Annotated in this window: 22 protein-coding genes and 1 other annotated feature; of the genes, 18 read left to right on the top strand and 4 right to left on the bottom strand. The window is 39.4% G+C overall.

The features are described 5' to 3' along the window. Positions 1-26: 26 nt before the first annotated feature. From infC to CEQ83_RS23055, 4 genes are read left to right on the top strand one after another with little or no spacing between them, the layout of a single operon-like run. Complete coding sequence (infC, locus tag CEQ83_RS23070) at positions 27-530, top strand: translation initiation factor IF-3 (RefSeq protein ID WP_013059427.1); 504 nt, start codon at positions 27-29, stop codon at positions 528-530. A gap of 21 nt (positions 531-551) precedes the next feature. Then, positions 552-752, top strand: a complete 201-nt coding sequence (gene rpmI, locus CEQ83_RS23065) for a 50S ribosomal protein L35 (protein WP_013059426.1) — start codon at positions 552-554, stop codon at positions 750-752. 39 nt (positions 753-791) lie between these two features. After that, positions 792-1,151 carry a 50S ribosomal protein L20 gene (rplT, locus tag CEQ83_RS23060; RefSeq protein ID WP_013059425.1) on the top strand — a complete coding sequence of 120 codons (360 nt, stop codon included), beginning with the start codon at positions 792-794 and terminating at the stop codon, positions 1,149-1,151. A gap of 60 nt (positions 1,152-1,211) precedes the next feature. Next, on the top strand, positions 1,212-1,472 hold the full coding sequence (locus tag CEQ83_RS23055) for a DUF1294 domain-containing protein (protein ID WP_028411770.1): 261 nt from the start codon (positions 1,212-1,214) through the stop codon (positions 1,470-1,472). 18 nt (positions 1,473-1,490) lie between these two features. Here the strand turns inward: CEQ83_RS23055 and CEQ83_RS23050 are convergent, their stop codons facing one another. Next, positions 1,491-1,868: a hypothetical protein gene (locus CEQ83_RS23050; RefSeq protein WP_028411769.1), complete on the bottom strand. Its 378-nt coding sequence runs from the start codon at positions 1,866-1,868 to the stop codon at positions 1,491-1,493. Between the two features lie 132 nt (positions 1,869-2,000). Here CEQ83_RS23050 and CEQ83_RS23045 point away from each other — a divergent pair, with 132 nt between their 5' ends. Both CEQ83_RS23045 and CEQ83_RS23040 read left to right on the top strand, forming a co-directional pair. Continuing rightward, positions 2,001-2,489 (top strand): dUTP diphosphatase, encoded by a 489-nt coding sequence (locus tag CEQ83_RS23045; RefSeq protein WP_108674326.1) that lies wholly within the window; start codon positions 2,001-2,003, stop codon positions 2,487-2,489. A 77-nt stretch (positions 2,490-2,566) separates the two neighbouring features. Continuing rightward, positions 2,567-3,652, top strand: coding sequence for a M42 family metallopeptidase (locus tag CEQ83_RS23040; protein WP_028411767.1), 1,086 nt, complete (start codon positions 2,567-2,569; stop codon positions 3,650-3,652). A 56-nt stretch (positions 3,653-3,708) separates the two neighbouring features. Here CEQ83_RS23040 and sspI read toward each other — a convergent pair whose 3' ends face one another. Then, a complete protein-coding gene (sspI, locus tag CEQ83_RS23035; protein WP_013059420.1) occupies positions 3,709-3,915 on the bottom strand; it encodes a small acid-soluble spore protein SspI in 207 nt (68 codons plus the stop codon). A gap of 140 nt (positions 3,916-4,055) precedes the next feature. Here sspI and CEQ83_RS23030 point away from each other — a divergent pair, with 140 nt between their 5' ends. The 3 genes from CEQ83_RS23030 to pheT all read left to right on the top strand — a co-directional run bounded on the left by CEQ83_RS23030 (position 4,056) and on the right by pheT (position 8,621). After that, positions 4,056-4,820: a TrmH family RNA methyltransferase gene (locus tag CEQ83_RS23030; RefSeq protein WP_176551792.1), complete on the top strand. Its 765-nt coding sequence runs from the start codon at positions 4,056-4,058 to the stop codon at positions 4,818-4,820. Between the two features lie 48 nt (positions 4,821-4,868). After that, positions 4,869-5,104 (top strand) — a binding site (T-box leader). Between the two features lie 54 nt (positions 5,105-5,158). After that, positions 5,159-6,193 carry a phenylalanine--tRNA ligase subunit alpha gene (gene pheS, locus CEQ83_RS23025; protein ID WP_014458064.1) on the top strand — a complete coding sequence of 345 codons (1,035 nt, stop codon included), beginning with the start codon at positions 5,159-5,161 and terminating at the stop codon, positions 6,191-6,193. A 13-nt stretch (positions 6,194-6,206) separates the two neighbouring features. Then, positions 6,207-8,621, top strand: a complete 2,415-nt coding sequence (gene pheT / locus CEQ83_RS23020) for a phenylalanine--tRNA ligase subunit beta (RefSeq protein ID WP_155017517.1) — start codon at positions 6,207-6,209, stop codon at positions 8,619-8,621. Between the two features lie 33 nt (positions 8,622-8,654). Here the strand turns inward: pheT and rnhC are convergent, their stop codons facing one another. After that, positions 8,655-9,569 (bottom strand): ribonuclease HIII, encoded by a 915-nt coding sequence (gene rnhC, locus CEQ83_RS23015; protein ID WP_099331321.1) that lies wholly within the window; start codon positions 9,567-9,569, stop codon positions 8,655-8,657. Between the two features lie 143 nt (positions 9,570-9,712). Between rnhC and zapA the strand changes: the two genes are divergently transcribed. From zapA to CEQ83_RS22990, 5 genes are all read left to right on the top strand, one after another. Continuing rightward, positions 9,713-9,973 carry a cell division protein ZapA gene (gene zapA / locus CEQ83_RS23010; protein WP_013059415.1) on the top strand — a complete coding sequence of 87 codons (261 nt, stop codon included), beginning with the start codon at positions 9,713-9,715 and terminating at the stop codon, positions 9,971-9,973. Continuing rightward, positions 9,970-10,527, top strand: coding sequence for a CvpA family protein (locus tag CEQ83_RS23005; protein WP_014458067.1), 558 nt, complete (start codon positions 9,970-9,972; stop codon positions 10,525-10,527). The genes zapA and CEQ83_RS23005 overlap by 4 nt, the downstream gene beginning before the upstream one ends. Positions 10,528-10,724: 197 nt before the next feature. Then, entirely contained in the window at positions 10,725-12,437 is a 1,713-nt protein-coding gene (gene polX, locus CEQ83_RS23000) for a DNA polymerase/3'-5' exonuclease PolX (protein ID WP_108674325.1), read from the top strand. 19 nt (positions 12,438-12,456) lie between these two features. Continuing rightward, on the top strand, positions 12,457-14,820 hold the full coding sequence (locus tag CEQ83_RS22995; RefSeq protein WP_108674324.1) for an endonuclease MutS2: 2,364 nt from the start codon (positions 12,457-12,459) through the stop codon (positions 14,818-14,820). Positions 14,821-15,001: 181 nt separating this feature from the next. Next, positions 15,002-15,409, top strand: coding sequence for a DUF350 domain-containing protein (locus CEQ83_RS22990; RefSeq protein ID WP_013059411.1), 408 nt, complete (start codon positions 15,002-15,004; stop codon positions 15,407-15,409). A gap of 151 nt (positions 15,410-15,560) precedes the next feature. On the opposite strand, the gene CEQ83_RS22985 is transcribed toward CEQ83_RS22990, so the two are convergent. After that, on the bottom strand, positions 15,561-16,667 hold the full coding sequence (locus CEQ83_RS22985) for a 5-methyltetrahydropteroyltriglutamate--homocysteine S-methyltransferase (RefSeq protein WP_099000514.1): 1,107 nt from the start codon (positions 16,665-16,667) through the stop codon (positions 15,561-15,563). 218 nt (positions 16,668-16,885) lie between these two features. On the opposite strand from CEQ83_RS22985, the gene CEQ83_RS22980 reads away from it, so the two are divergent. From CEQ83_RS22980 to CEQ83_RS22965, 4 genes are all read left to right on the top strand, one after another. Continuing rightward, the gene (locus CEQ83_RS22980; protein WP_098626995.1) at positions 16,886-18,577 is read left to right on the top strand and encodes an AMP-binding protein; all 1,692 of its coding nucleotides are present in this window, start codon (positions 16,886-16,888) and stop codon (positions 18,575-18,577) included. Between the two features lie 112 nt (positions 18,578-18,689). Then, positions 18,690-19,274 carry a fatty acid metabolism transcriptional regulator FadR gene (locus CEQ83_RS22975; protein WP_013059408.1) on the top strand — a complete coding sequence of 195 codons (585 nt, stop codon included), beginning with the start codon at positions 18,690-18,692 and terminating at the stop codon, positions 19,272-19,274. 79 nt (positions 19,275-19,353) lie between these two features. Then, the gene (locus tag CEQ83_RS22970; protein WP_028411759.1) at positions 19,354-20,127 is read left to right on the top strand and encodes an enoyl-CoA hydratase; all 774 of its coding nucleotides are present in this window, start codon (positions 19,354-19,356) and stop codon (positions 20,125-20,127) included. A gap of 18 nt (positions 20,128-20,145) precedes the next feature. Further along, the gene (locus tag CEQ83_RS22965; protein WP_016765685.1) at positions 20,146-20,919 is read left to right on the top strand and encodes an electron transfer flavoprotein subunit beta/FixA family protein; all 774 of its coding nucleotides are present in this window, start codon (positions 20,146-20,148) and stop codon (positions 20,917-20,919) included. The last annotated feature ends 22 nt before the right edge of the window (positions 20,920-20,941 follow it).

The raw sequence follows: 20,941 nt of genomic DNA, 5'->3' as shown, positions 1-20,941 counted from the left end.
GGAGGTGGCTACTTATTAGCAAGGACATGATGGTAAACGAGGGCATTCGAGCTCGCGAAGTTCGTCTAATTGATCAAAATGGTGAACAATTAGGAATTAAATCAAAAAATGAAGCATTAGAAATTGCTTCACGAGTAAATCTTGACTTAGTAATGGTTGCTGCAAATGCGAAACCGCCGGTATGTCGTATTATGGACTACGGTAAATTCCGCTATGAGCAACAACGTAAAGAAAGAGAAGCTCGTAAAAACCAAAAAGTTGTAAACTTAAAAGAAGTTCGTTTAAGTCCAACAATTGATGAACATGATTTTAACACTAAACTTCGTAACGCACGCAAGTTCCTTGAAAAAGGTGACAAAGTGAAAGCGTCTATTCGCTTTAAAGGTCGTGCCATTACTCATAAAGGGATTGGCCAAAAAGTACTTGAACGTTTTTCACAAGCTTGCGAAGATGTAAGTTCAGTTGAATCGGCTCCTAAAATGGAAGGCCGCAGCATGTTCTTAGTCTTGGCACCTAAAAACGAAAAGTAATAGAACGAGGAGGAACACCCCATGCCAAAAATGAAAACACATCGTGGCGCTGCAAAGCGTTTCAAAAAGACTGGAAGCGGTAAATTAAAACGTGCTCGTGCTTACACAAGCCATTTATTCGCTAACAAATCTACAAAACAAAAGCGTAAATTACGTAAAGGTTCTTTAGTAAGCAAAGGTGACTTCAAACGTATCCGTCACTTATTAGATAACATTAAGTAATTTGGGTTGAGATAGAAACAATACAGGAGGTAAACAATTATGCCACGCGTAAAAGGCGGTACAGTAACACGCAAACGTCGTAAAAAAGTTTTAAAATTAGCTAAAGGTTTCTTCGGTTCGAAGCATAGATTATATAAAGTTGCTAATCAGCAAGTTATGAAATCTCACATGTATGCTTATCGTGACCGTCGTCAGAAAAAACGTGACTTCCGTAAATTATGGATCACACGTATTAATGCAGCTGCTCGTATGAACGGTCTTTCTTACAGCCGTTTAATGCACGGTTTAAAATTAGCAGGTATTGAAGTTAACCGCAAAATGCTTGCTGACTTAGCTGTAGCTGATGAAAAAGCATTTGCTGAATTAGCAACTGCTGCTAAAAAAGGCTTAGATAAGTAATGAATATAAAGTCTCGTCATCTTTAGATGATGAGGCTTTTTTGCTATCGGAGGACATATCATGAATGAACTGCTGCTTACCTATTTTATTGTTATTAATATAATAGGGATAGGAATGATGTATAGAGATAAACAAAAAGCGAAAAGACATGAGTGGAGAATTGCCGAAAGCACACTGTGGACGGTAGCTGCTATCGGAGGAGCCATTGGAGGACTGATTGGTATGTATTGCTATCGTCATAAAACGAAGCACACATCGTTTACAGTAGGTTTTCCTATTCTTGCCGCTCTTGATTTACTTTTCTTTTTTGTTATCAGCTGAGCACAAATGATTTTGTGCTCAGTGTAAAAATTCTCGAACGGGGCTTTTCCAGCGAATAGGAGCATTTGGATACATGTTGTGTACGTGATTTTCCAGCAGCTTGAAATCTTGTTTTTGCAGTTCATGCAATCGAGATGGATCTGTTAACACCATTGTAATCGACAAAGACTCTGGTTCATTGGGATTGCTGTATTTTTCTCCTTCAAATAAAATACCTTTATACGTTAGTAGAAAATTTTTGCGGATATTCGTTTTTTCGTCAACGACAAAAAATTGCTGATGTTCCTGAGCTGCTACAAGCTTCCGCTTTGGACTGCGAAAATGCTGAACCAGCTTTAATAGTGTGTAAGCAACAAGCGCGAAAATGAACACGCGAACGATAACAATAACAAACATAACGCTCCCTCCTTTACAAGGCACAGTTTTCTTACTTTACGTTTCAGTCTCTAAAAAGTTTCACGATTTTTGATATAATTTCTTTATTGGTTTAAAAAGAAGAAGATATACATAATTACAGGAGTGATTACATTGAATTTACAACAGCTATTTACCATGCAGCGCCAGCTGGATCAGCATATAGAGGACAAGCATCAGCTTCATAAGGAAGACTTGGTTCCAAGAAAACTTTTAGCTCTGCTTGTTGAAATGGGAGAGCTGGCAAACGAAACGCGCTGCTTCAAATTTTGGAGCGTTAAACCTCCGGCTGAAGATGCTGTTATTTTAGAAGAATTTGTGGACGGCGTACATTTCATTCTTTCTTTAGGTATTGAAAAAGGATACGATGATTTAACTGAGCTGCCAAAAGTAAAAGCAGCTGATTCAAAAACAACACAATTTTTACAGTTATTTGCACAAGTTTCTGCTTTCGAGCAGGACCTGTCAAAAGAAAACTATGTGAACATGTTTGCATCTTACATGAAGCTTGGCGATATGTTTGGTTTTTCTGCTGAACATATTGAAGAGGCGTACATGTCAAAAAATGAAGTGAATTTTAAACGCCAAGAACAAGGATACTAGAAATAAAGGGATGGGAAATTTTACTTCAACCTCTTTTTAGCTATAATAGAGGTATACATATGAAAGGGGTAATCCATATGACAAAGTTAGATGAAACATTGACGATGCTTAAAGCACTAACAGATGCAAAAGGAATTCCTGGAAATGAGCGTGAACCGCGTGAGGTTATGAAGAAATATATTGCACCTTATGCAGATGAAGTAACGACGGATGGGCTAGGCAGTTTGATTGCAAAAAAAGTAGGCAACGAACAAGGGCCTAAAATTATGGTAGCCGGTCACTTGGATGAAGTTGGTTTTATGGTGACTCAAATTGATGAACGCGGCTTTATTCGTTTTCAAACGGTAGGCGGATGGTGGTCTCAAGTTATGCTTGCTCAACGCGTAACCATCGTGACATCTAAAGGAGAGGTAACGGGGATTATTGGCTCAAAGCCACCTCATATCTTGCCTCCAGAAGTTCGCAAAAAGCCAGTTGACATTAAAGATATGTTCATCGATATTGGTGCTTCTAGCAGAGAAGAAGTAGCGGAGTGGGGAGTAAAACCTGGTGATCAGGTTGTACCTTATTTCGAATTTACGGTTATGAACAATGAAAAGATGCTGCTAGCGAAAGCCTGGGATAACCGTATTGGTTGTGCAATCGCTATCGATGTATTAAAAGCTTTAAAAAATGAAAAACATGAAAATGTTGTGTATGGTGTAGGAACGGTGCAAGAAGAAGTTGGACTCCGAGGTGCAAAAACATCTGCTAACTTTATTGAACCGGATATTGCATTTGCTGTTGATGTCGGTATCGCTGGAGATACACCTGGTGTTTCTGATAAAGAAGCCTCTTCTAAAATGGGGCAGGGTCCGCAAATCATTTTATATGATGCTTCCATGGTCTCTCATAAAGGACTTCGAGATACAGTGGTAGATGTGGCAGATGAATTAAATATTCCGTATCAATTTGATGCAATTGCTGGAGGCGGTACGGACTCGGGTTCTATCCATATTTCAGCTAACGGGGTGCCAGCACTTTCGATTACAATTGCAACTCGTTATATCCATTCTCATGCAGCAATGCTTCATCGTGATGATTATGAAAACGCAGTTAAATTAATTGCGGAAGTCATTAAGCGCTTAGACCGAGATACGGTTAACGCCATTACGTATAATTAAAAAAAGCTCATTCTCCTAGGAGAATGAGCTTTTTGTTGTACATAGGAAAAGGTTATTTATTTTAAACCGTTTTCAAGCGTTGTCAGAATTTCTTCTTTTTCTGATTCCGGAGACTTTTCCCAAAGCACTTCAAATAAAACACCAAGTCCAGGGAGCATTTTTTCTTCACCGCTTTGAATAGCGTCAGAAATTGTAGCCTCAAGCTCTTCTTTTGAGTTTCCTGAAACGTTTGCAATAACAGCATTTCGTAAATTAAGATCCATCATTTTCACCTCAGCTATCGTAAAGTTACCAATAGTTTTTGTTTTCTTTGCGATTTCTATGTACAATAAAGTGAAACTTATCTAATGATTATTGAACAAAATGTAATCGAACTATTTATTTTTGTATAGATAAAGGAGTTATGTTTGTGAAACAAATTGATTCAGTTAAAAATCCGCAGGTAAAAGCGTGGAAAAAACTGCATAATAAAAAAGACCGTGATAAGCAGGGCCTTTTTATGGTAGAAGGCTTTCATTTAGTCGAAGAGGCTATCAAAAATAAGGATTGCGTAAAGGAACTAATTATACGCGAATCGACCGAAGTGCCCGCACAGTGGGATATAGACGGTATCGAAATAATCGTTGTAAACGAAGCAATTAGTAAGTTATTATCTGACACAGAAACACCTCAAGGAATTATTGCCGTGTGTTTTCAAACAAAGCATGCGGAAATTATTCATACAGCACAGAAAGTATTGCTTTTAGATGCGGTGCAAGATCCAGGTAACCTAGGCACCATTATCCGAACCGCTGATGCTGCGGGAGTGGGGGCTATTATCATTGGAGAGGGCAGCGTGGATGTGTACAACCCAAAAGTCGTTCGTTCAACGCAAGGAGCTATTTTTCACCTTCCAATTGTAAAAGGCGATTTGCTCGAAACAATTTCACTGTTAAAAGAAAGAGGAATAGCAGTTTACGGCACGTCGTTACAAAATGGAAAGGTCTACACACACGTAAAACCTTCAAACGAATTTGCGCTGATTGTGGGAAATGAAGGAAACGGCGTAAGCGAGAAAGTGTTGGAACAAACGGATCAAAATCTGTACATTCCCATCTATGGAAAGAGCGAGTCGTTAAATGTTGCCATCGCTTCTGGAATCTTACTTTATTATTTACGCGGAATGTAGTTGCATCGAGAACGTGTTTTCACTATAATAATACAATAGTTACATATGTAAAAAACGATGAAAGAGAGCAGTAGCTTATGTCCGTTTATGCAGGGAGAAAATGCCATGACTGAAAGCATTTTTATAAATGTAATAAGTGAATTCACCTCTTGAGTTGACACTTAGACCATCTTACATAGATGTAAAGGTGTTCCGGAGATTCCGTTAACTTGAATGAAGTGAACTGTATACGTCTGTGTATATAGTTAACAAGGGTGGTAACGCGACTAATCCTCGTCCCTTTTTTGGGAGGAGGTTTTTTTATTTGTCATTTTTTACGTTAAAAGGAGGAATAAGTGATGAAAGAACGTTTACAAGAACTTCAACAAGAAGCAATTGCAAAAGTCGAAGCAGCAAGTGCTTTAAAAGAATTAAACGACGTACGCGTAGCTTATTTAGGAAAGAAAGGCCCTATCACAGAAGTACTTCGCGGTATGGGAAAACTTTCAGCTGAAGAGCGCCCTGTAATGGGAGCACTTGCAAATGAAGTACGTGAAGCGATTGCATCTAAAATTGAAGAAAAACAAACGGCGTTAGAAGCAGCCGAGGTAGAGCGTAAACTTGCTTCAGAAACAATTGACGTAACGCTGCCGGGACGCCCGGTTAAAGCAGGTACGCATCACCCGCTCACAAGCGTGGTTGAAGAAGTAGAAGATTTATTCTTAGGAATGGGCTATGAAGTAGCAGAAGGACCAGAAGTAGAGCAGGACTACTATAATTTCGAAGCGCTGAACTTGCCAAAAGGTCACCCAGCACGTGATATGCAAGATACGTTCTATATTACGGAAGAAACGCTTCTTCGTACGCATACATCAACTGTTCAAGCTCGTGTTATGAACAAGAATGAAGGCAAAGGACCTGTTAAAATTATTTGCCCAGGTAAAGTGTACCGCCGCGATGACGATGATGCTACGCACTCACATCAATTTATGCAAATTGAAGGTCTTGTAGTAGACGAAAACATTCGTATGAGCGATTTAAAAGGCACGCTTGAAGTATTTGTGAAAAAGATGTTCGGTGCAGACCGTGAAATTCGTCTTCGTCCAAGTTTCTTCCCATTCACTGAGCCGTCTGTAGAAGTAGACGTATCGTGTGCAAAATGTGGAGGTAAAGGCTGTAATGTATGTAAACAAACAGGCTGGATTGAAATTTTAGGAGCCGGTATGGTTCATCCAAATGTTCTTGAAATGGCTGGATACGATTCAACTAAATATCGTGGTTTTGCTTTTGGAATCGGTGTAGAGCGTATTGCTATGTTAAAACACGGCGTGGATGATATTCGTCATTTCTATACAAATGATGTTCGTTTCTTAGATCAATTTAAACAAGTATAAAGGAGGGACTACGATGTTTGTATCTTATCGTTGGTTACAAGAGTATGTTGACTTATCAGGCGTAACGGCAGAAGAGTTAGCTGATAAAATCACAAAAAGTGGAATTGAAGTTGAAGGTGTAGAAAACTTAAATAAAGGCATCAGCGGAGTGGTAATTGGTCACGTTGTAGAACGTGAACAGCATCCAAATGCGGATAAATTAAGCCGCTGTCAAGTAGATCTTGGCGGAGGAGAAATCGTTCAAATCGTGTGCGGAGCACCTAACGTGGCACAAGGTCAAAAAGTAGCGGTTGCAAAAGTGGGAGCTGTACTTCCAGGTAACTTTAAAATCAAGCGTGCTAAGCTTCGCGGTGAAGAATCGAACGGTATGATTTGTTCTCTTCAAGAGCTTGGCATTGAAAGCAAGCTTGTGGCAAAAGATTATCAAGAAGGCATCTTCGTCTTCCCAAGTGATGCTGAAGTAGGAGCGGATGCGCTAGATGCATTAAACTTAAACGATGAAGTATTAGAACTAGGGCTAACACCAAACCGTTCAGACTGCTTAAGTATGTTAGGTGTAGCACATGAGGTGGCTGCTATTTTACGTCGTGAAGTGAAGTATCCGTCAGTAAACGTGCAAACGTCTGATGAGCAAGCAGCTGATTATATTTCCGTTAAAGTAGAGGCAAAAGAAGACAATCCCCTTTACGTAGCGCGCGTTGTGAAAAACGTAAAAATTGCTCCGTCACCATTATGGATGCAAACGCGTTTAATGGCAGCTGGTATTCGACCTCATAACAACGTTGTTGATATTACCAACTATATTTTGCTTGAATACGGCCAGCCGCTGCATGCTTTTGACTATGATCGTCTTGGTTCAAAAGAAATTGTTGTACGTCACGCGTCAGAAGGCGAGAAGTTTGTAACGCTTGACGATCAAGAGCGCGTATTAAAAGGCAATCAGCTTGTTATTACAAACGGCAGTGAACCGGTAGCTCTTGCAGGTGTAATGGGGGGAGCAAACTCTGAAGTAAAAGACGATACGGTAAATGTTCTTATTGAATCAGCTTACTTCAAAGGTTTAACAGTTCGTCAAGCTTCCAAAGACCACGGTCTTCGCAGTGAGGCAAGTGCTCGTTTTGAAAAAGGAATTGATCCTAACCGTACGCGTGTAGCTGCTGACCGCGCAGCAGAATTAATGGCTGAATACGCTTCAGGTGAAGTGGTAAGCGGTACTGTAGAAGTAGATACACTAACTGTGGAACCTGCTGTTGTAGCTGTGTCACTTGGACGTATTAACAATGTGCTTGGTACAGAACTATCGATGGAAGAAGTACAAGATATTATGAACCGTCTTCAATTTGAAAGCAAAGTCGAAGATGAAACCATCGTTGTAACGGTACCGACTCGTCGAGGCGATATTACAATTGAAGAAGATATCGTGGAGGAAGTAGCGCGCATGTATGGCTATGACAACCTTCCTACAACGCTTCCTGTAACAGTGGCAACTCCAGGAAAATTAACAGAGTATCAGCTTGGACGCCGTAAAGTTCGCCGTTTCTTAGAGGGAGCAGGGCTAGCGCAAACAACAACCTATTCGTTAACGAGCGCTGAAAAAGCTACTCAGTTTGCACTCAATGCAACAAGTACGATTGGTTTAGCAATGCCGATGAGTGAAGATCGCAGTATCCTTCGTCAAAGCTTAGTGCCTCATTTACTTGAAGCAGTGAAGCACAATAATGCTCGTCAATCGGATTCTATTGCGCTATACGAAACAGGCTCAGTGTTCTTATCTCAAGGTGAAGGGGAATTACCGGATGAGCAGGAGCGCGTAGCTGGTGCAATCACGGGTCTATGGCATGCTCACGGCTGGCAAGGTGAAAAGAAAGTCGTTGATTTCTATGTGATTAAAGGTGTACTAGAAGGGTTATTTGCACAGCTTGGTTTAGAGAAACGAATCTCATATGCTCCCGTTAAAAAAGACGGTATGCACCCTGGACGTACAGCGGCTGTATGGTTAGATGAAAAAGAAATTGGATACGTGGGTCAAGTTCATCCTGTTGCTCAGAAACAGTATGGCCTTCGTGAAACATACGTGTTTGAATTACACCTTCAAGAGCTATTAGCTGCAGATGTCGAAGAAGTTCGTTATTCAGCTATTCCAAGATTCCCATCTATTACACGTGATATTGCACTTGTTGTAGATAAAAACGTTCTTGCAGGAGAAGTTCAGCGCGTCATCTATACGACGGGCGGAGAACTTTTAAAAGACGTGACAGTATTTGATCTATATGAAGGCGAGCGTATGGAAGAAGGCAAGAAATCTGTAGCTTTCTCTTTACGTTACTTAGATCCTGAACGTACATTAACAGATGAAGAAGTAGCAAAAGCACATGGTGCAGTTTTAGAAGCTGTTGAAAAAGAATTTGGTGCAACGCTTCGTTCATAAGAATAAAAAAAGAGATGTGGATTTCCACATCTCTTATTTTTTAGCTAATTTTAAAGCTTTTTCTGTATTAGCAAAATGGATTTTAGCTAAAGAGTTCAGCGCATTGACGCCATGTTTTTTAATAATTTTAGCAGCGGCGATATCAACTTGTGCTCCAGCTCCGCGAGGAATGACCATCCCCGTCTTTTCCGTTAGTAAATCCATTTGTTTTAAAAATGCGTATCTGGCAATAATGGAAGCAGCGGCTACAGATAAATGAACGCTTTCTCCTTTTGTACTGAAAAAGACATTTTCTTTGATAATCTCTTTTTCCTTTACGATGTGTTTATAATAGGTGTTTTTTTCAACAAACTGGTCAATTAAAATCGCATCAGGTTTTTCAGAATCCAATTTTTTTAACACGTTGGATAAAGCTTTGTTGTGCAACAGAGCTTTCATTTTACCTTGTGACATGCCTTTTTCTTGAAATGCATTATACTTTTCGTTATGTAAGACAAGCAAACTGTAAGGAATAAACGAAACAAGCTGCTTGGCAATTTCAATGATTTTAGCATCCGTTAACTCTTTTGAATCTCGTACTCCTAATTCTTTTAACAAAGGAAGCTGCTCTTTTTGAACATAGGCAGCAACTACGGTCATGGGACCAAAATAATCTCCCGTTCCTACTTCATCAGAACCAATGACCGATAGTGAACTGAAGTTTGATGGGAGATGTGAGACGGGAGCCTTTTTAGAAGCATCTAAAGGACCTCCCCACTTAGCTGCTTCTGTTTCAGCTTCTTTTCCTTGAAAAAGTACTTTTCCAGAGCGGTATGCAGTGATAGAACAGCCGGGAGTTTTAGCCGAAAAAATACTTCCCTGCGGCAATTTAGGCTGCAAATAGGATGTGTAATGAAGCTTCATTTTAGCTATCTGATCAGCTGATACCTTAATAACAGCATGTGACATAATGCTTCACTCCTTTCGGGGTATTTTAGTTTACTTTATAAGCACTATCCCTTATGATAGCTTAAATATAGATATGTTTCCATTGAAGTCTTCTTCGTGGTATGATAGGGATTAGGATTTTTCGTGGAACGGAGGATTTTCTCGTGTCAAGACAAGATAAAACACGTGCGACAGTTGACATCTTTGGTCAGCAGTACAGCATCGTCGGTAGCGAAAGTACAAGCCATATTCGACTTGTCGCCTCTATAGTGGATGAAAAAATGCGTGAAATCAGTACTAAAAACCCTTCTTTAGATATCAATAAATTAGCAGTATTAACAGCTGTGAATGCTGTACACGAATATATAAAACTGAAAGAAGACTATGAGAGACTTGAACAAAAACTTTATGGAAAAGAGGAATGACTGAGTCAATGCTTAATATCATTTTAATTATATTGCTTCTTTTAGGCTTTGTAACAGGTCTTAAAAGAGGATTTATTTTGCAGCTCATTCATATTGTCAGTTTTGCGGTTTCGTTTATCGTCGCTTATATGTTTAGTGGAGATTTGGCAAGCCGACTTCGCTTGTTGATTCCGTTTCCAGACAATATTCAGCAGCAAAGTGTCGCATCGTTTGTATTTGATTCTGGAACGATAGAAGACGCTTTTTATCGAATGATTGCATTTGCGATTTTATTTTTTGCTACTCACATTGTACTTCGCCTTGCAGGCTCTGTTTTAACGGCTTTAACCGAACTGCCAATTCTGCGCCAGTTAAATAAATGGGGCGGAGGTGCACTTGGATTCGTTGAAGTGTATATCATCGTTTTTATTTTGTTATACATTGGAGCCGTGATTCCTGTAAGTGAAATTCAAACGCCAATTCAACAGTCTTCAATTGCAATCAATATCGTACAAAATACTCCATACTTATCGTCTGCCATTCAAGATTTGTGGACTCAGTATGGTGTAATGTAATGAAATTACAATAGCTTGTTGAGAGGGTGTGTCGAAAGTGTCATAATACTTTTGAGATACCCTCTTTTTTTATCGCAGTCTGTTCTGCGGTTTTCACGGAGATAAAAGTATGTCTAGATAAAAATTTGAGAGAGTACATATGTCACTCATCATGTTTTGAAAGTTTCGTTATTATGATAATAGGCTGGTGAAAAGATATGAATAAAAAGGATATTATTAAATTGTTAGAAACAATTGCTACATATATGGAATTAAAAGGAGATAACCCTTTTAAAATTTCTGCTTTTCGAAAAGCAGCTGCAGCGCTAGAAATGGACGAGAGAACGCTGACAGAGATTGAGGATTTTACCAAGCTCCAAGGGATTGGTAAAGGAACGGCTGCAGTTATTACAGAGTATATGGAAACAAATGAGTCAAGCGTACTAGAAGAACTAAAGCAAGAAGTTCCTGAAGGACTTATTCCTCTGCTTAAGCTGCCGGGGCTTGGAGGTAAAAAAATCGCTAAATTATATAAAGAGCTAGATATTAAAGACATGGAATCACTGCATCAGGCCTGTATGGAAAATCGAGTGCAGGGACTAAGCGGTTTTGGTAAAAAGACGGAAGAGAAAATTATCGCTGCTATTGAGGAGTTTGGGAAACGTCCTGATCGTTTGCCTCTTGCTTTTATGCTTCCAATAGCAGAAGAAATTTTAGAAGCCCTTAAACATATGCATAGCATTGAGCGTTTTTCTCAAGCAGGGAGCATTCGCCGCATGAGAGAAACTGTAAAAGATCTTGATTTTATTATTTCAACAGCTGAGCCTCATGCTGTCCGTGAACAGCTAGTATCGCTGCCAAATGTGAAGGATGTCATTGCAAATGGAGATACAAAAGTATCGGTAACGTTAGCCTATGAGTACGATGTGTCCGTGGATTTTCGTCTTGTAGAAGATAAAGCGTTTGCCACGACGCTTCATCATTTTACAGGATCAAAAGATCATAATGTGCGCATGCGTCAATTAGCAAAAGAACGCGGTGAAAAAATTAGCGAGTATGGCGTTGAAAATGCGGAGACAGGCGAAGTTATGACATTTGAGTCTGAACAAGCATTCTATGAACATTTTGGGCTGTCTTTTATTCCGCCGGAACTTCGTGAAGATGGAACGGAAGTAGATGCATTTATAAAACCTCAAACACTTGTGACCTACGGTGCGGTAAAAGGTGATTTGCATATGCACTCCACGTGGAGCGACGGGGCGTATTCAATTGAAGAAATGGCGGAAGCATGTCGCGCGCGAGGCTATGAATACATGGCGATTACAGACCACTCTCAGTATTTAAAAGTAGCTAACGGTCTAACGCCTGAACGCATTCGCAAACAGCGTGAAGAAATTAATCGTTTAAACGCACAGTTCGATGATTTTACAATACTAGCAGGAATTGAAATGGATATTTTGCCCGATGCAACACTTGATTATGATGATGAAATGCTAGCTGAGCTAGATTTTGTTATTGCGTCCATTCACTCTAGTTTTTCACAATCACGCGAAGAAATTATGAATCGTTTAAAGCAAGCGTTAAATAATGTTCATGTAGATTTAATCGCTCATCCGACCGGTCGTTTGATTGGTCGCCGCAACGGATATGATGTAGATATTGATATGCTAATTGAATTAGCTAAGGAAACAAAAACGGCTCTTGAACTAAACGCGAATCCAAACCGTTTAGATTTAGCCGCTGAGCACATAAAAAAAGCACAAGAGGCAGGAGTTAAAATTGCAATTAATACAGATGCTCACAATCTAGACATGCTAGAGCATATGGAAATTGGAATATCTACGGGAATTAAAGGCTGGCTTAAACCAGAAACGGTATTAAATACGTATAGCCTCAAAGAATTAACCGCCTTTTTAAATCGACATAAATAAGCAACAGGAGGAATCAGTTTTGCAATCACGTATTTTCCATGTACTAGAGTTTAATAAAGTTAAGGAACAGCTTCAGAAAAAAGTAGCTTCTTCTTTAGGCCGAGAAAAAGTAGCGAATTTGATTCCCTCGACTCAGTATGAAGAAGTAGTCAAATGGCAGGAAGCAACAGATGAAGCTACAACCGTGCTGCGATTGCGTGGCAACGTACCGCTAGGAGGCATCTTTGACGTTCGACCTAGCGTAAAGCGCGCTGAAATTGGAGGAACGCTAAGCTCTAATGAACTTCTTGATGTAGCAAGTACTATTTATGCTGCAAGACAAGTCAAGCAATTTATCGAGCAAGTAGTAGAAGACGAAGATTTACAGCTTCCAATTATAACTGAACATATCGAAAAACTAATGCCTCTTCCTGAGGTAGAACAAACAATTAAAATGAGCATTGATGAGAATGGCACAGTACTAGACGGTGCAAGCGACCAGCTAAGAGGCATTCGTCAAAAACTTCGCTCGACGGAGTCTCGTATTCGCGAAAAGCTAGAAAGTCTTATTCGCTCCTCGTCTGCTCAGAAAATGTTGTCAGATGCGATTGTTACCATTCGAAACGAACGTTTCGTTATTCCTGTTAAGCAAGAATATCGCAGTGCGTATGGAGGCATTGTGCACGATCAGTCTTCATCTGGAGCAACGTTATTTATTGAGCCACAGGCGATTGTGACGTTAAATAATGAGCTTCAAGAAGTAAAAGTAAAAGAAAAACAAGAAATTGAGCGTATTCTTATTGCTCTAACCGTTCAGGTAGCGGAAGTGGCAAATGAACTCCGTCAAAACGTTTATTTGTTAGGTGAGCTGGACTTCATGTTTGCTAAAGGGCGCTATAGCCATGAGCTAAAAGCTTCAAAACCTAAAATGAACGATCGAGGCTATATTAAGTTAGTGAAGGCAAAACATCCTCTTATTGCACAGGAAGATGTCGTTGCAAATGATATTGAGCTAGGTGATCAATATACGTCTATCGTTATTACAGGACCAAATACCGGCGGTAAAACCGTAACGTTAAAAACACTTGGGTTATTCACATTAATGGCTCAAGCAGGTTTGCAGATTCCTGCGCTGGATGGATCGGAAATGGCTGTGTTTAAACACGTATTTGCTGATATTGGAGATGAGCAGTCCATTGAACAAAGTCTGAGTACCTTTTCATCTCATATGGTCAACATTGTAGATATTTTACAAAAAGTAGATCATGAAAGTCTGGTCTTGTTCGATGAATTGGGAGCCGGAACAGATCCCCAAGAAGGTGCAGCGCTTGCGATTTCGATTTTAGATCAAGTATATGAAAGAGGCGCTCGCGTAGTTGCGACTACTCACTATCCTGAATTAAAAGCGTACGGCTATAACCGTGAAGGAGTGGTCAATGCTAGCGTAGAGTTCGATATTGAAACATTGAGCCCTACTTACAAGCTGCTGATTGGTGTACCGGGTCGAAGCAATGCTTTTGAAATTTCAAAACGTTTAGGTTTAAGTGCAGAAGTAATTGAACGTGCCAAAGGCTATATTGGCTCAGAAACAAATAAAGTAGAAAATATGATCGCTTCTCTTGAAGATAGCCGCCGTCAATCTGAACATGAGCTAGAAGAAGCTGAACAGCTAAGAAAAGAGGCTCAGAAGCTTCATAAAGAATTACAGAGTCAGATTATTGAGTTTAATGAAAAACGAGATAAGCTGTACGAAAAAGCTGAAGAAAAAGCTCAAGCCACAGTTCAAGCAGCATCTGAAGAAGCAGAGAAAATCATTAGCGATTTGCGTAAAATGAGTCAAAAAAATCATGCGCTTGTAAAAGAGCATGAATTGATTGAAGCACGTAAGCGTCTAGAAGATGCAGTTCCAACTCTTGAAAAAAGTAAAAAGAAACCGGCTGTGCCGAAAAAACAAGAGCGCACTCTTCAAGCTGGAGATGAAGTGAAAGTCTTAAGCTGGGGACAAAAAGGAACGCTTGTGGAACGAGTAAGTAATAATGAATGGCAAGTGCAAATGGGAATCATGAAAATGAAGGTGAAAGAAAAAGATCTCGAATATATTAGTTCCCCAAAACCTGTAGAAACAAAGCCGCTTGCTACGGTAAAAGGAAAAGATTATCATGTAAATCTAGAACTGGATTTAAGAGGAGAGCGCTATGAAAATGCGCTGATTCGAGTTGAAAAATATATTGATGATGCTTTGTTAGCCAACTATCCGCGCGTTTCGATTATCCACGGTAAAGGAACCGGAGCTCTTCGTAAAGGTGTACAGGAATATTTGAAAAATCATCGTTCTGTTAAAAATATTCGTTTCGGAGAAGCTTCTGAAGGAGGTTCTGGCGTTACGGTTGTGGAATTTAAGTAAAAGAATGCTGAGATAAAGGTGTCAGTGGATGCGCTGAACAAGCATATATGAAGATGGAAAATCCGACATGGCTCATGAACTATGTTGGGTTTTCTATCTCTTTTAAGAACGATGCAAGTAAAGGAAAGAGACCTGTCAGTTCATTACGTGGAGTGTAATATAAATTAGGAGTGATGCAAAAATGAGGGATTTTTGGAAAGACCCGTATATTGAATCCGCCGCTTATTACAGCGTGGTTGTCTTGAGCATTGTCGTCTTTCTTGTTGTGTTTGAGCTCGTTACTAAATATAAGAATTGGGAAGAGATTCAAAAAGGAAATATGGCTGTTGCGATGGCAACAGGTGGGAAAATATTTGGATTAGCTAATATTTTTCGCTATTCGATTGAGCACAACGACAATTTGTTAAGAATGCTTGGATGGGGAATATATGGGTTTGTTCTTTTACTAGTCAGCTATTTTATTTTCGAATTTTTGACGCCGAAATTTCGAATCGATGATGAAATTGAACAAGATAACAGAGCCGTTGGGTTTATTTCACTTGTTATTTCAATCGGTATGTCCTATGTAATAGGAGCAGGGATAGGATAGGAGAGAGTCATGGAGAAGTTAGCGAAAATTTTACTCATTTTATGCGGAGTGTTTATGCTTATTGGTCTTATCTATTTATCTATATAGCTTTTCCTAACATTGTGATGACAGCAAAAAAGCTGGCCTTAAAGCAGGTCAGCTTTTTTAATGATTACTTCCATACATCTTCAGCAATTGAAATCACGTGCTTTACTTTATCCCATTGCTGTTCTTCAGTTAGTAAATTTCCTTCTTCTGTAGAAGCAAATCCGCACTGGGGACTCAAACAAATTTGATCAAGAGAAACAAATTCTGCCGCTTCAGCAATTCGTTTTTTCACTGCTTCAGGATCTTCTAAATCTCCAAATTTTGATGTGATAAGACCAAGGACAATCTGAAGGTCATTTCGCTTTACATGTCGAAGAGGTTGGAATCCTCCTGAGCGTTCATCATCAAATTCTAAAAATAGTCCATCTACGTTTAACTGACTGAAAATAGCTTTTGACGCATTTTCATATCCGCCGCTTGCTGTATAAGTAGACTGGAAATTCCCTCTGCAAATATGCATTGTAATAACCATATCATCTGGCTTATGCGCAATGGATTCATTGATCGCATCCGTAAAACGTTTCAGTAATTCTTGGGGCGTAAATCCTTTTGACGCGATTTGTTCTTGTCCTTTTTCTGAGAAAAAGACCGCCCACGCAGTATCATCTAACTGTAAATAGCGGCATCCAGCATCATAAAATGCTTGAATGGCTTTTTGATATGTTTTAACTAAATCAGCAAAAAATACATCCGTATCCGAGTAAGCAGACTCTTCAATATGACCTCTGAAAAACAGCATATTGGGACTTGGAATGGTGAACTTAGCCACGTGTTCTTTTCCGGCCGCTTGATGAAGAAATTTATAATCTTCAATCATAGGGTGGTGATTAAAATCTAGTTTTCCAGTAACTTTTATACCGTGAGCTTTTGTTTGGACCCCGTGAAACTGAATTCCCGACTCTGCTTCGTAAAGTTCTACGCCCACAAGTTCTGATAGAAAATCAAAGTGCCACCACGCACGGCGAAACTCACCGTCTGTTATGGCTTTTAATCCAATTTGTTTTTGCTTTTCTACGAGCTTACTAATTTCTTCATCTTCAATTGCTCGAAGCTGTTTCTTTGTCATTTCCCCGTTTTCTACCTGTAATCGTGCTTGCTTGATACGCTCAGGACGCAAAAAGCTTCCAACGTGATCTGCTTTGAACGGTCCTTTAGTCAATGTTGTTATCAATTCATACAGCTCCTTAAAAAAAATCTAATTTTTATTATATACAAAAAATTCGGATAATGTACAGGGATAAATCCAATTTTTATTTATTACGCTGCAGGATGAAAGAGTGATTAGACAGGAAAGAGAACATTCAATAACGATTGCATCTAAAAAAAGAATGAACTATAATTTTAATTAGAAAATTCTAATTTTTTATTTTTTTGAGGGAGAGGATACGTGTGGAATCCACCGAAAAGATATGGCTTTCTCAATACCCAGAGGAAATATCTGCTACGCTTCATTATGAGCAAAAAAATTTAGCACAGCTTTTTGAAGAAGCAGTTCAAAAAGCCCCTAAAAAAAACGCAATCTATTTTCTAGGGAAAAAAATGACGTTTTCCCAACTGCATCAAGATTCTTTGAAACTGTCATCTTACCTTATTGAACTGGGATTAAAAAAAGGGGATAGAGTAGCCATTATGCTTCCAAATTGCCCTCAAGCTGTCATTTCCTTTTATGCAGTTCTTCTTGCCGGAGGAGTAGTCGTTCAAACAAACCCTTTGTATACGGAAAGGGAGTTAGAGTATCAGCTGAATGATTCAGAAGCGACCATGATTATTGCACTCGATTTGCTATATCCGCGTGTAGTAAAAATGAAAGCGTTAACAAGTGTAAAACACGTAGTCATCACCTCTATTCAAGACTATCTCCCATTTCCCAAAAACATAATTTATCCATTTATTCAGCGCAAACAGCAGAAGATAAGCGTGGATGTGAGTCATACGGAGACTACTCATTTATTTAAACGCATTATAAGTGAATCCTCTCCAGCAGTATGTAATGCTGAGGGAATTTCAGACGAAGATATCGCGATTTTGCAATACACCGGGGGAACAACAGGTTTTCCAAAAGGAGTCATGCTTACTCATAAAAACTTGGTAGCCAATGCAACGATGTGTTCACATTGGTTATACCGCTGCAAGCATGGAGAAGAAAAAGTGCTTGGAATTATCCCGTTTTTTCATGTGTATGGTTTAACAACGGTTCTGGTTCTATCGGTTTTGCAAAACTACGAGATGGTGCTTCTGCCTAAATTTGATGCAAAAACGACGCTCAAAACCATTCATAAGCAGCAGCCTACTTTATTTCCAGGTGCTCCGACAATTTACATCGCATTATTAAACCATCCTGATTTAGCAAAATACAACCTATCTTCTATTGATTCATGTATGAGCGGTTCGGCTCCTCTTCCTGTGGAAGTGCAGGAGCAGTTTGAAAAGCTCACTGGAGGTAAACTAGTGGAAGGATATGGATTGACGGAAACCTCTCCTGTTACTCATGCTAATTTTCTTTGGAAAGAGAGAATACCAGGAAGCATTGGAGTGCCTTGGCCAGACACAGATGCCAAAATTCTCTCGTTTGAAACAGGTAAAGAAGCTGCTGTAAGCGAAGTAGGAGAAATTGCGGTTAAAGGTCCTCAGGTCATGAAAGGATATTGGAAGCAGCCTGAAGAAACGGAGGCTGTTATGCGAGACGGGTGGTTGCTAACAGGTGATGTTGGCTATATGGATGATAAAGGTTATTTTTATGTAGTAGATCGAAAGAAAGATATTATTATTGCCGGGGGATATAATATCTATCCTCGAGAAGTTGAAGAAGTATTATATGAGCATGAAAAAATTCAAGAAGCTGTAGTGGTAGGTGTTCCTGACCCATATAGAGGAGAAACAGTGAAGGCTTACATTGTATTAAAAAATGGTGTAAGATGTACTGAAGAAGAGTTAAATGAGTTTTCTAGAAAGTATTTAGCTGCTTATAAAGTTCCGCGCCTTTATGAATTTCGAAATGAGCTTCCAAAAACAGCGGTCGGGAAGATTCTGCGACGAGCGCTGATTGAAGAAGAAAATGAAAAGCATAAAAAGGCGACGTAATCGATCGTCGCCTTTGATTTTTTTGCTGAAACATAATTGACAGATACTTGCGGTTTCTTTATTATAAAGATATGAATGAATAATCATTCATATTTTAAAGGAGCGTATAAGATTGAGAAGAAATAAGCCAAAGTATAAGCAGATTATCGATGCAGCTGTAGTAGTAATAGCAGAAAACGGATACCACAATGCTCAGGTTTCTAAAATTGCTAAGCAGGCTGGAGTTGCAGACGGTACGATATATTTATATTTTAAAAACAAAGAAGATGTCTTGATTTCCTTATTTCAAGAGAAGATGGGACAGTTTGTAGAAAAAATTTATGAAGAACTGGCGGGAATTGAAACTGCGGCAGAAAAACTTCACGTATTAATTGACAAGCATTTTTCGTTTCTAGCGGAGGATCATCATTTAGCTACAGTGACACAGCTTGAACTGCGTCAATCGAACAAAGATTTAAGATTGAAAATTAACGATGTATTAAAAGATTATCTGACTCTCATTGATTCTATTTTACAGACAGGAATCGAAACGGGTGAGTTTTCTGAAAATATAGATATTCGTCTTGCGCGACAGATGATTTTTGGAACGATTGATGAAACTGTCACAACATGGGTAATGAACGATCATCGATATGGTCTAATAGAATCGGTAGATAAAGTCCATTCCCTGCTGTTAAACGGCTGCAGCGGCTCATAATCGTAAGTGAGCCTGCTGCTCCCTTGCGAGGGGAGAAGCGCAAGGTAATGAAAATAGAAAGAAAGGGTGGGGGAAACAAATGGAGATTATCCAGGTTGAAACTGTTGATGCAATAAGCTTCATTACGTTGAATAGACAACCTGCTAACGCTTTGTCTCAAGATTTATTAAAAGATCTTTCAAGTGTTTTAAAACATTTAGAAGATAGCAAAGAGACAAGGGTTATCGTCATTAAAGGCGAAGGGAAATTCTTTTGTGCTGGAGCTGATATAAAAGAGTTTACATCACTGCAGCAGGAAAAAGATTACGAGAAACTTGCTGTTAACGGCCAAGAGCTCTTTGAGTATATTGAAAATTACCCAAAACCAGTTATTGCAGCTATTCATGGAGCTGCTTTAGGCGGAGGATTAGAGCTTGCTATGAGCTGCCATATCCGTTTGGTAACAGAAAATGCTAAGCTGGGCTTGCCTGAACTTCAGTTAGGAATTATACCAGGGTTTGGAGGAACTCAGCGATTGCCTCGTTATGTAGGGGTTCATAAGGCTTGTGAGATGATGCTGACAAGTGATCCAATATCGGGCAGCGAGGCAGTGGAGTTAGGATTGGCAAACGCAGCTTTTGAAGAAAGTCAGCTTATCAATGAAACATTTTTACTTGCTAGAAAAATTGCCAAAAAAAGCCCAATCTCTGTTAAAGCTACTTTGCAGCTGCTTCAACATGTAAAAACAGATGCTTATTACAGCGGCATCAAAAAAGAAGCACAATTTTTTGGAAGCGTATTCAAAAGCCGTGATGCTCAAGAAGGCGTAGCCGCTTTTATTGAAAAGCGCCAGCCCAAATTTTTAGGAAAATAAGCTTAGGAGGGGAATTGAATGAATATTTATGTGTTAGTAAAAAGAACGTTCGATACAGAGGAGAAACTTTCACTAAAAAATGGTCAAATTGTTGAAGATGGAGCTGAATTTATTATTAATCCTTACGATGAGTATGCAGTTGAAGAGGCTATTCAGCTAAAGGAAAAGCATGGCGGAGAGATTACGGTCGTGAGTGTAGGAGGGGAAGAATCAGAAAAAGAACTCCGAACAGCTTTGGCTATGGGAGCAGATAAAGCGGTTTTAATCAATACGGAAGATGACATAGAAGATGGCGATCAGTACACGACTTCTAGGCTGCTGGCACAGTACTTAAAAGAGCAATCTCCTGATTTAATCTTAGCAGGAAACGTAGCGATTGACGGAGGTTCAGGCCAGGTGGGACCGCGCGTAGCAGAACAGTTAGAAATCCCTTATATTACAACGATTACAAAGCTGGATATTGAAGGTGAAAAAGTGACGGTTGTACGCGATGTGGAAGGAGATTCGGAAGTTATTGAAACGTCGCTTCCTCTTTTAGTAACAGCTCAGCAGGGACTTAATGAGCCTCGCTATCCATCTCTTCCAGGGATTATGAAAGCGAAGAAGAAACCGTTGGTTGAAGTGGAATTAGACGATTTAGATTTAGATGAAGATGATGTAGAAGCAAAAACAAAGACAATTGAAATTTATTTACCTCCGAAAAAAGACGCGGGGCGCGTATTACAAGGAGATATAAAAGATCAAGTAACAGAGCTGGTCAATTTACTGCATAAGGAAGCAAAAGTCATTTAATAAGTCAAAAGTCAAAACAATG

The organism is Priestia megaterium (assembly GCF_009497655.1).
GTDB lineage: Bacteria > Bacillota > Bacilli > Bacillales > Bacillaceae_H > Priestia > Priestia zanthoxyli.
Note: the sequence above shows the minus strand (reverse complement) of the source record. Positions and strands in the feature narration are given on the sequence as shown.

Excerpts from the sequence above, each read along its gene's own strand:
- CEQ83_RS23030 (WP_176551792.1), top strand. The coding sequence starts at position 4,056 with ATGTTTGTGAAACAAATTGATTCAGTTAAAAATCCGCAGGTAAAAGCG.
- polX (WP_108674325.1), top strand. The coding sequence starts at position 10,725 with ATGAATAAAAAGGATATTATTAAATTGTTAGAAACAATTGCTACATAT.
- pheT (WP_155017517.1), top strand. The coding sequence starts at position 6,207 with ATGTTTGTATCTTATCGTTGGTTACAAGAGTATGTTGACTTATCAGGC.
- CEQ83_RS23055 (WP_028411770.1), top strand. The coding sequence starts at position 1,212 with ATGAATGAACTGCTGCTTACCTATTTTATTGTTATTAATATAATAGGG.
- CEQ83_RS23050 (WP_028411769.1), bottom strand. The coding sequence starts at position 1,868 with ATGTTTGTTATTGTTATCGTTCGCGTGTTCATTTTCGCGCTTGTTGCT.
- CEQ83_RS22965 (WP_016765685.1), top strand. The coding sequence starts at position 20,146 with ATGAATATTTATGTGTTAGTAAAAAGAACGTTCGATACAGAGGAGAAA.
- CEQ83_RS22990 (WP_013059411.1), top strand. The coding sequence starts at position 15,002 with ATGAGGGATTTTTGGAAAGACCCGTATATTGAATCCGCCGCTTATTAC.
- rnhC (WP_099331321.1), bottom strand. The coding sequence starts at position 9,569 with ATGTCACATGCTGTTATTAAGGTATCAGCTGATCAGATAGCTAAAATG.
- sspI (WP_013059420.1), bottom strand. The coding sequence starts at position 3,915 with ATGGATCTTAATTTACGAAATGCTGTTATTGCAAACGTTTCAGGAAAC.
- CEQ83_RS23040 (WP_028411767.1), top strand. The coding sequence starts at position 2,567 with ATGACAAAGTTAGATGAAACATTGACGATGCTTAAAGCACTAACAGAT.
- CEQ83_RS23005 (WP_014458067.1), top strand. The coding sequence starts at position 9,970 with ATGACTGAGTCAATGCTTAATATCATTTTAATTATATTGCTTCTTTTA.
- CEQ83_RS22970 (WP_028411759.1), top strand. The coding sequence starts at position 19,354 with ATGGAGATTATCCAGGTTGAAACTGTTGATGCAATAAGCTTCATTACG.
- infC (WP_013059427.1), top strand. The coding sequence starts at position 27 with ATGATGGTAAACGAGGGCATTCGAGCTCGCGAAGTTCGTCTAATTGAT.
- pheS (WP_014458064.1), top strand. The coding sequence starts at position 5,159 with ATGAAAGAACGTTTACAAGAACTTCAACAAGAAGCAATTGCAAAAGTC.
- rpmI (WP_013059426.1), top strand. The coding sequence starts at position 552 with ATGCCAAAAATGAAAACACATCGTGGCGCTGCAAAGCGTTTCAAAAAG.
- rplT (WP_013059425.1), top strand. The coding sequence starts at position 792 with ATGCCACGCGTAAAAGGCGGTACAGTAACACGCAAACGTCGTAAAAAA.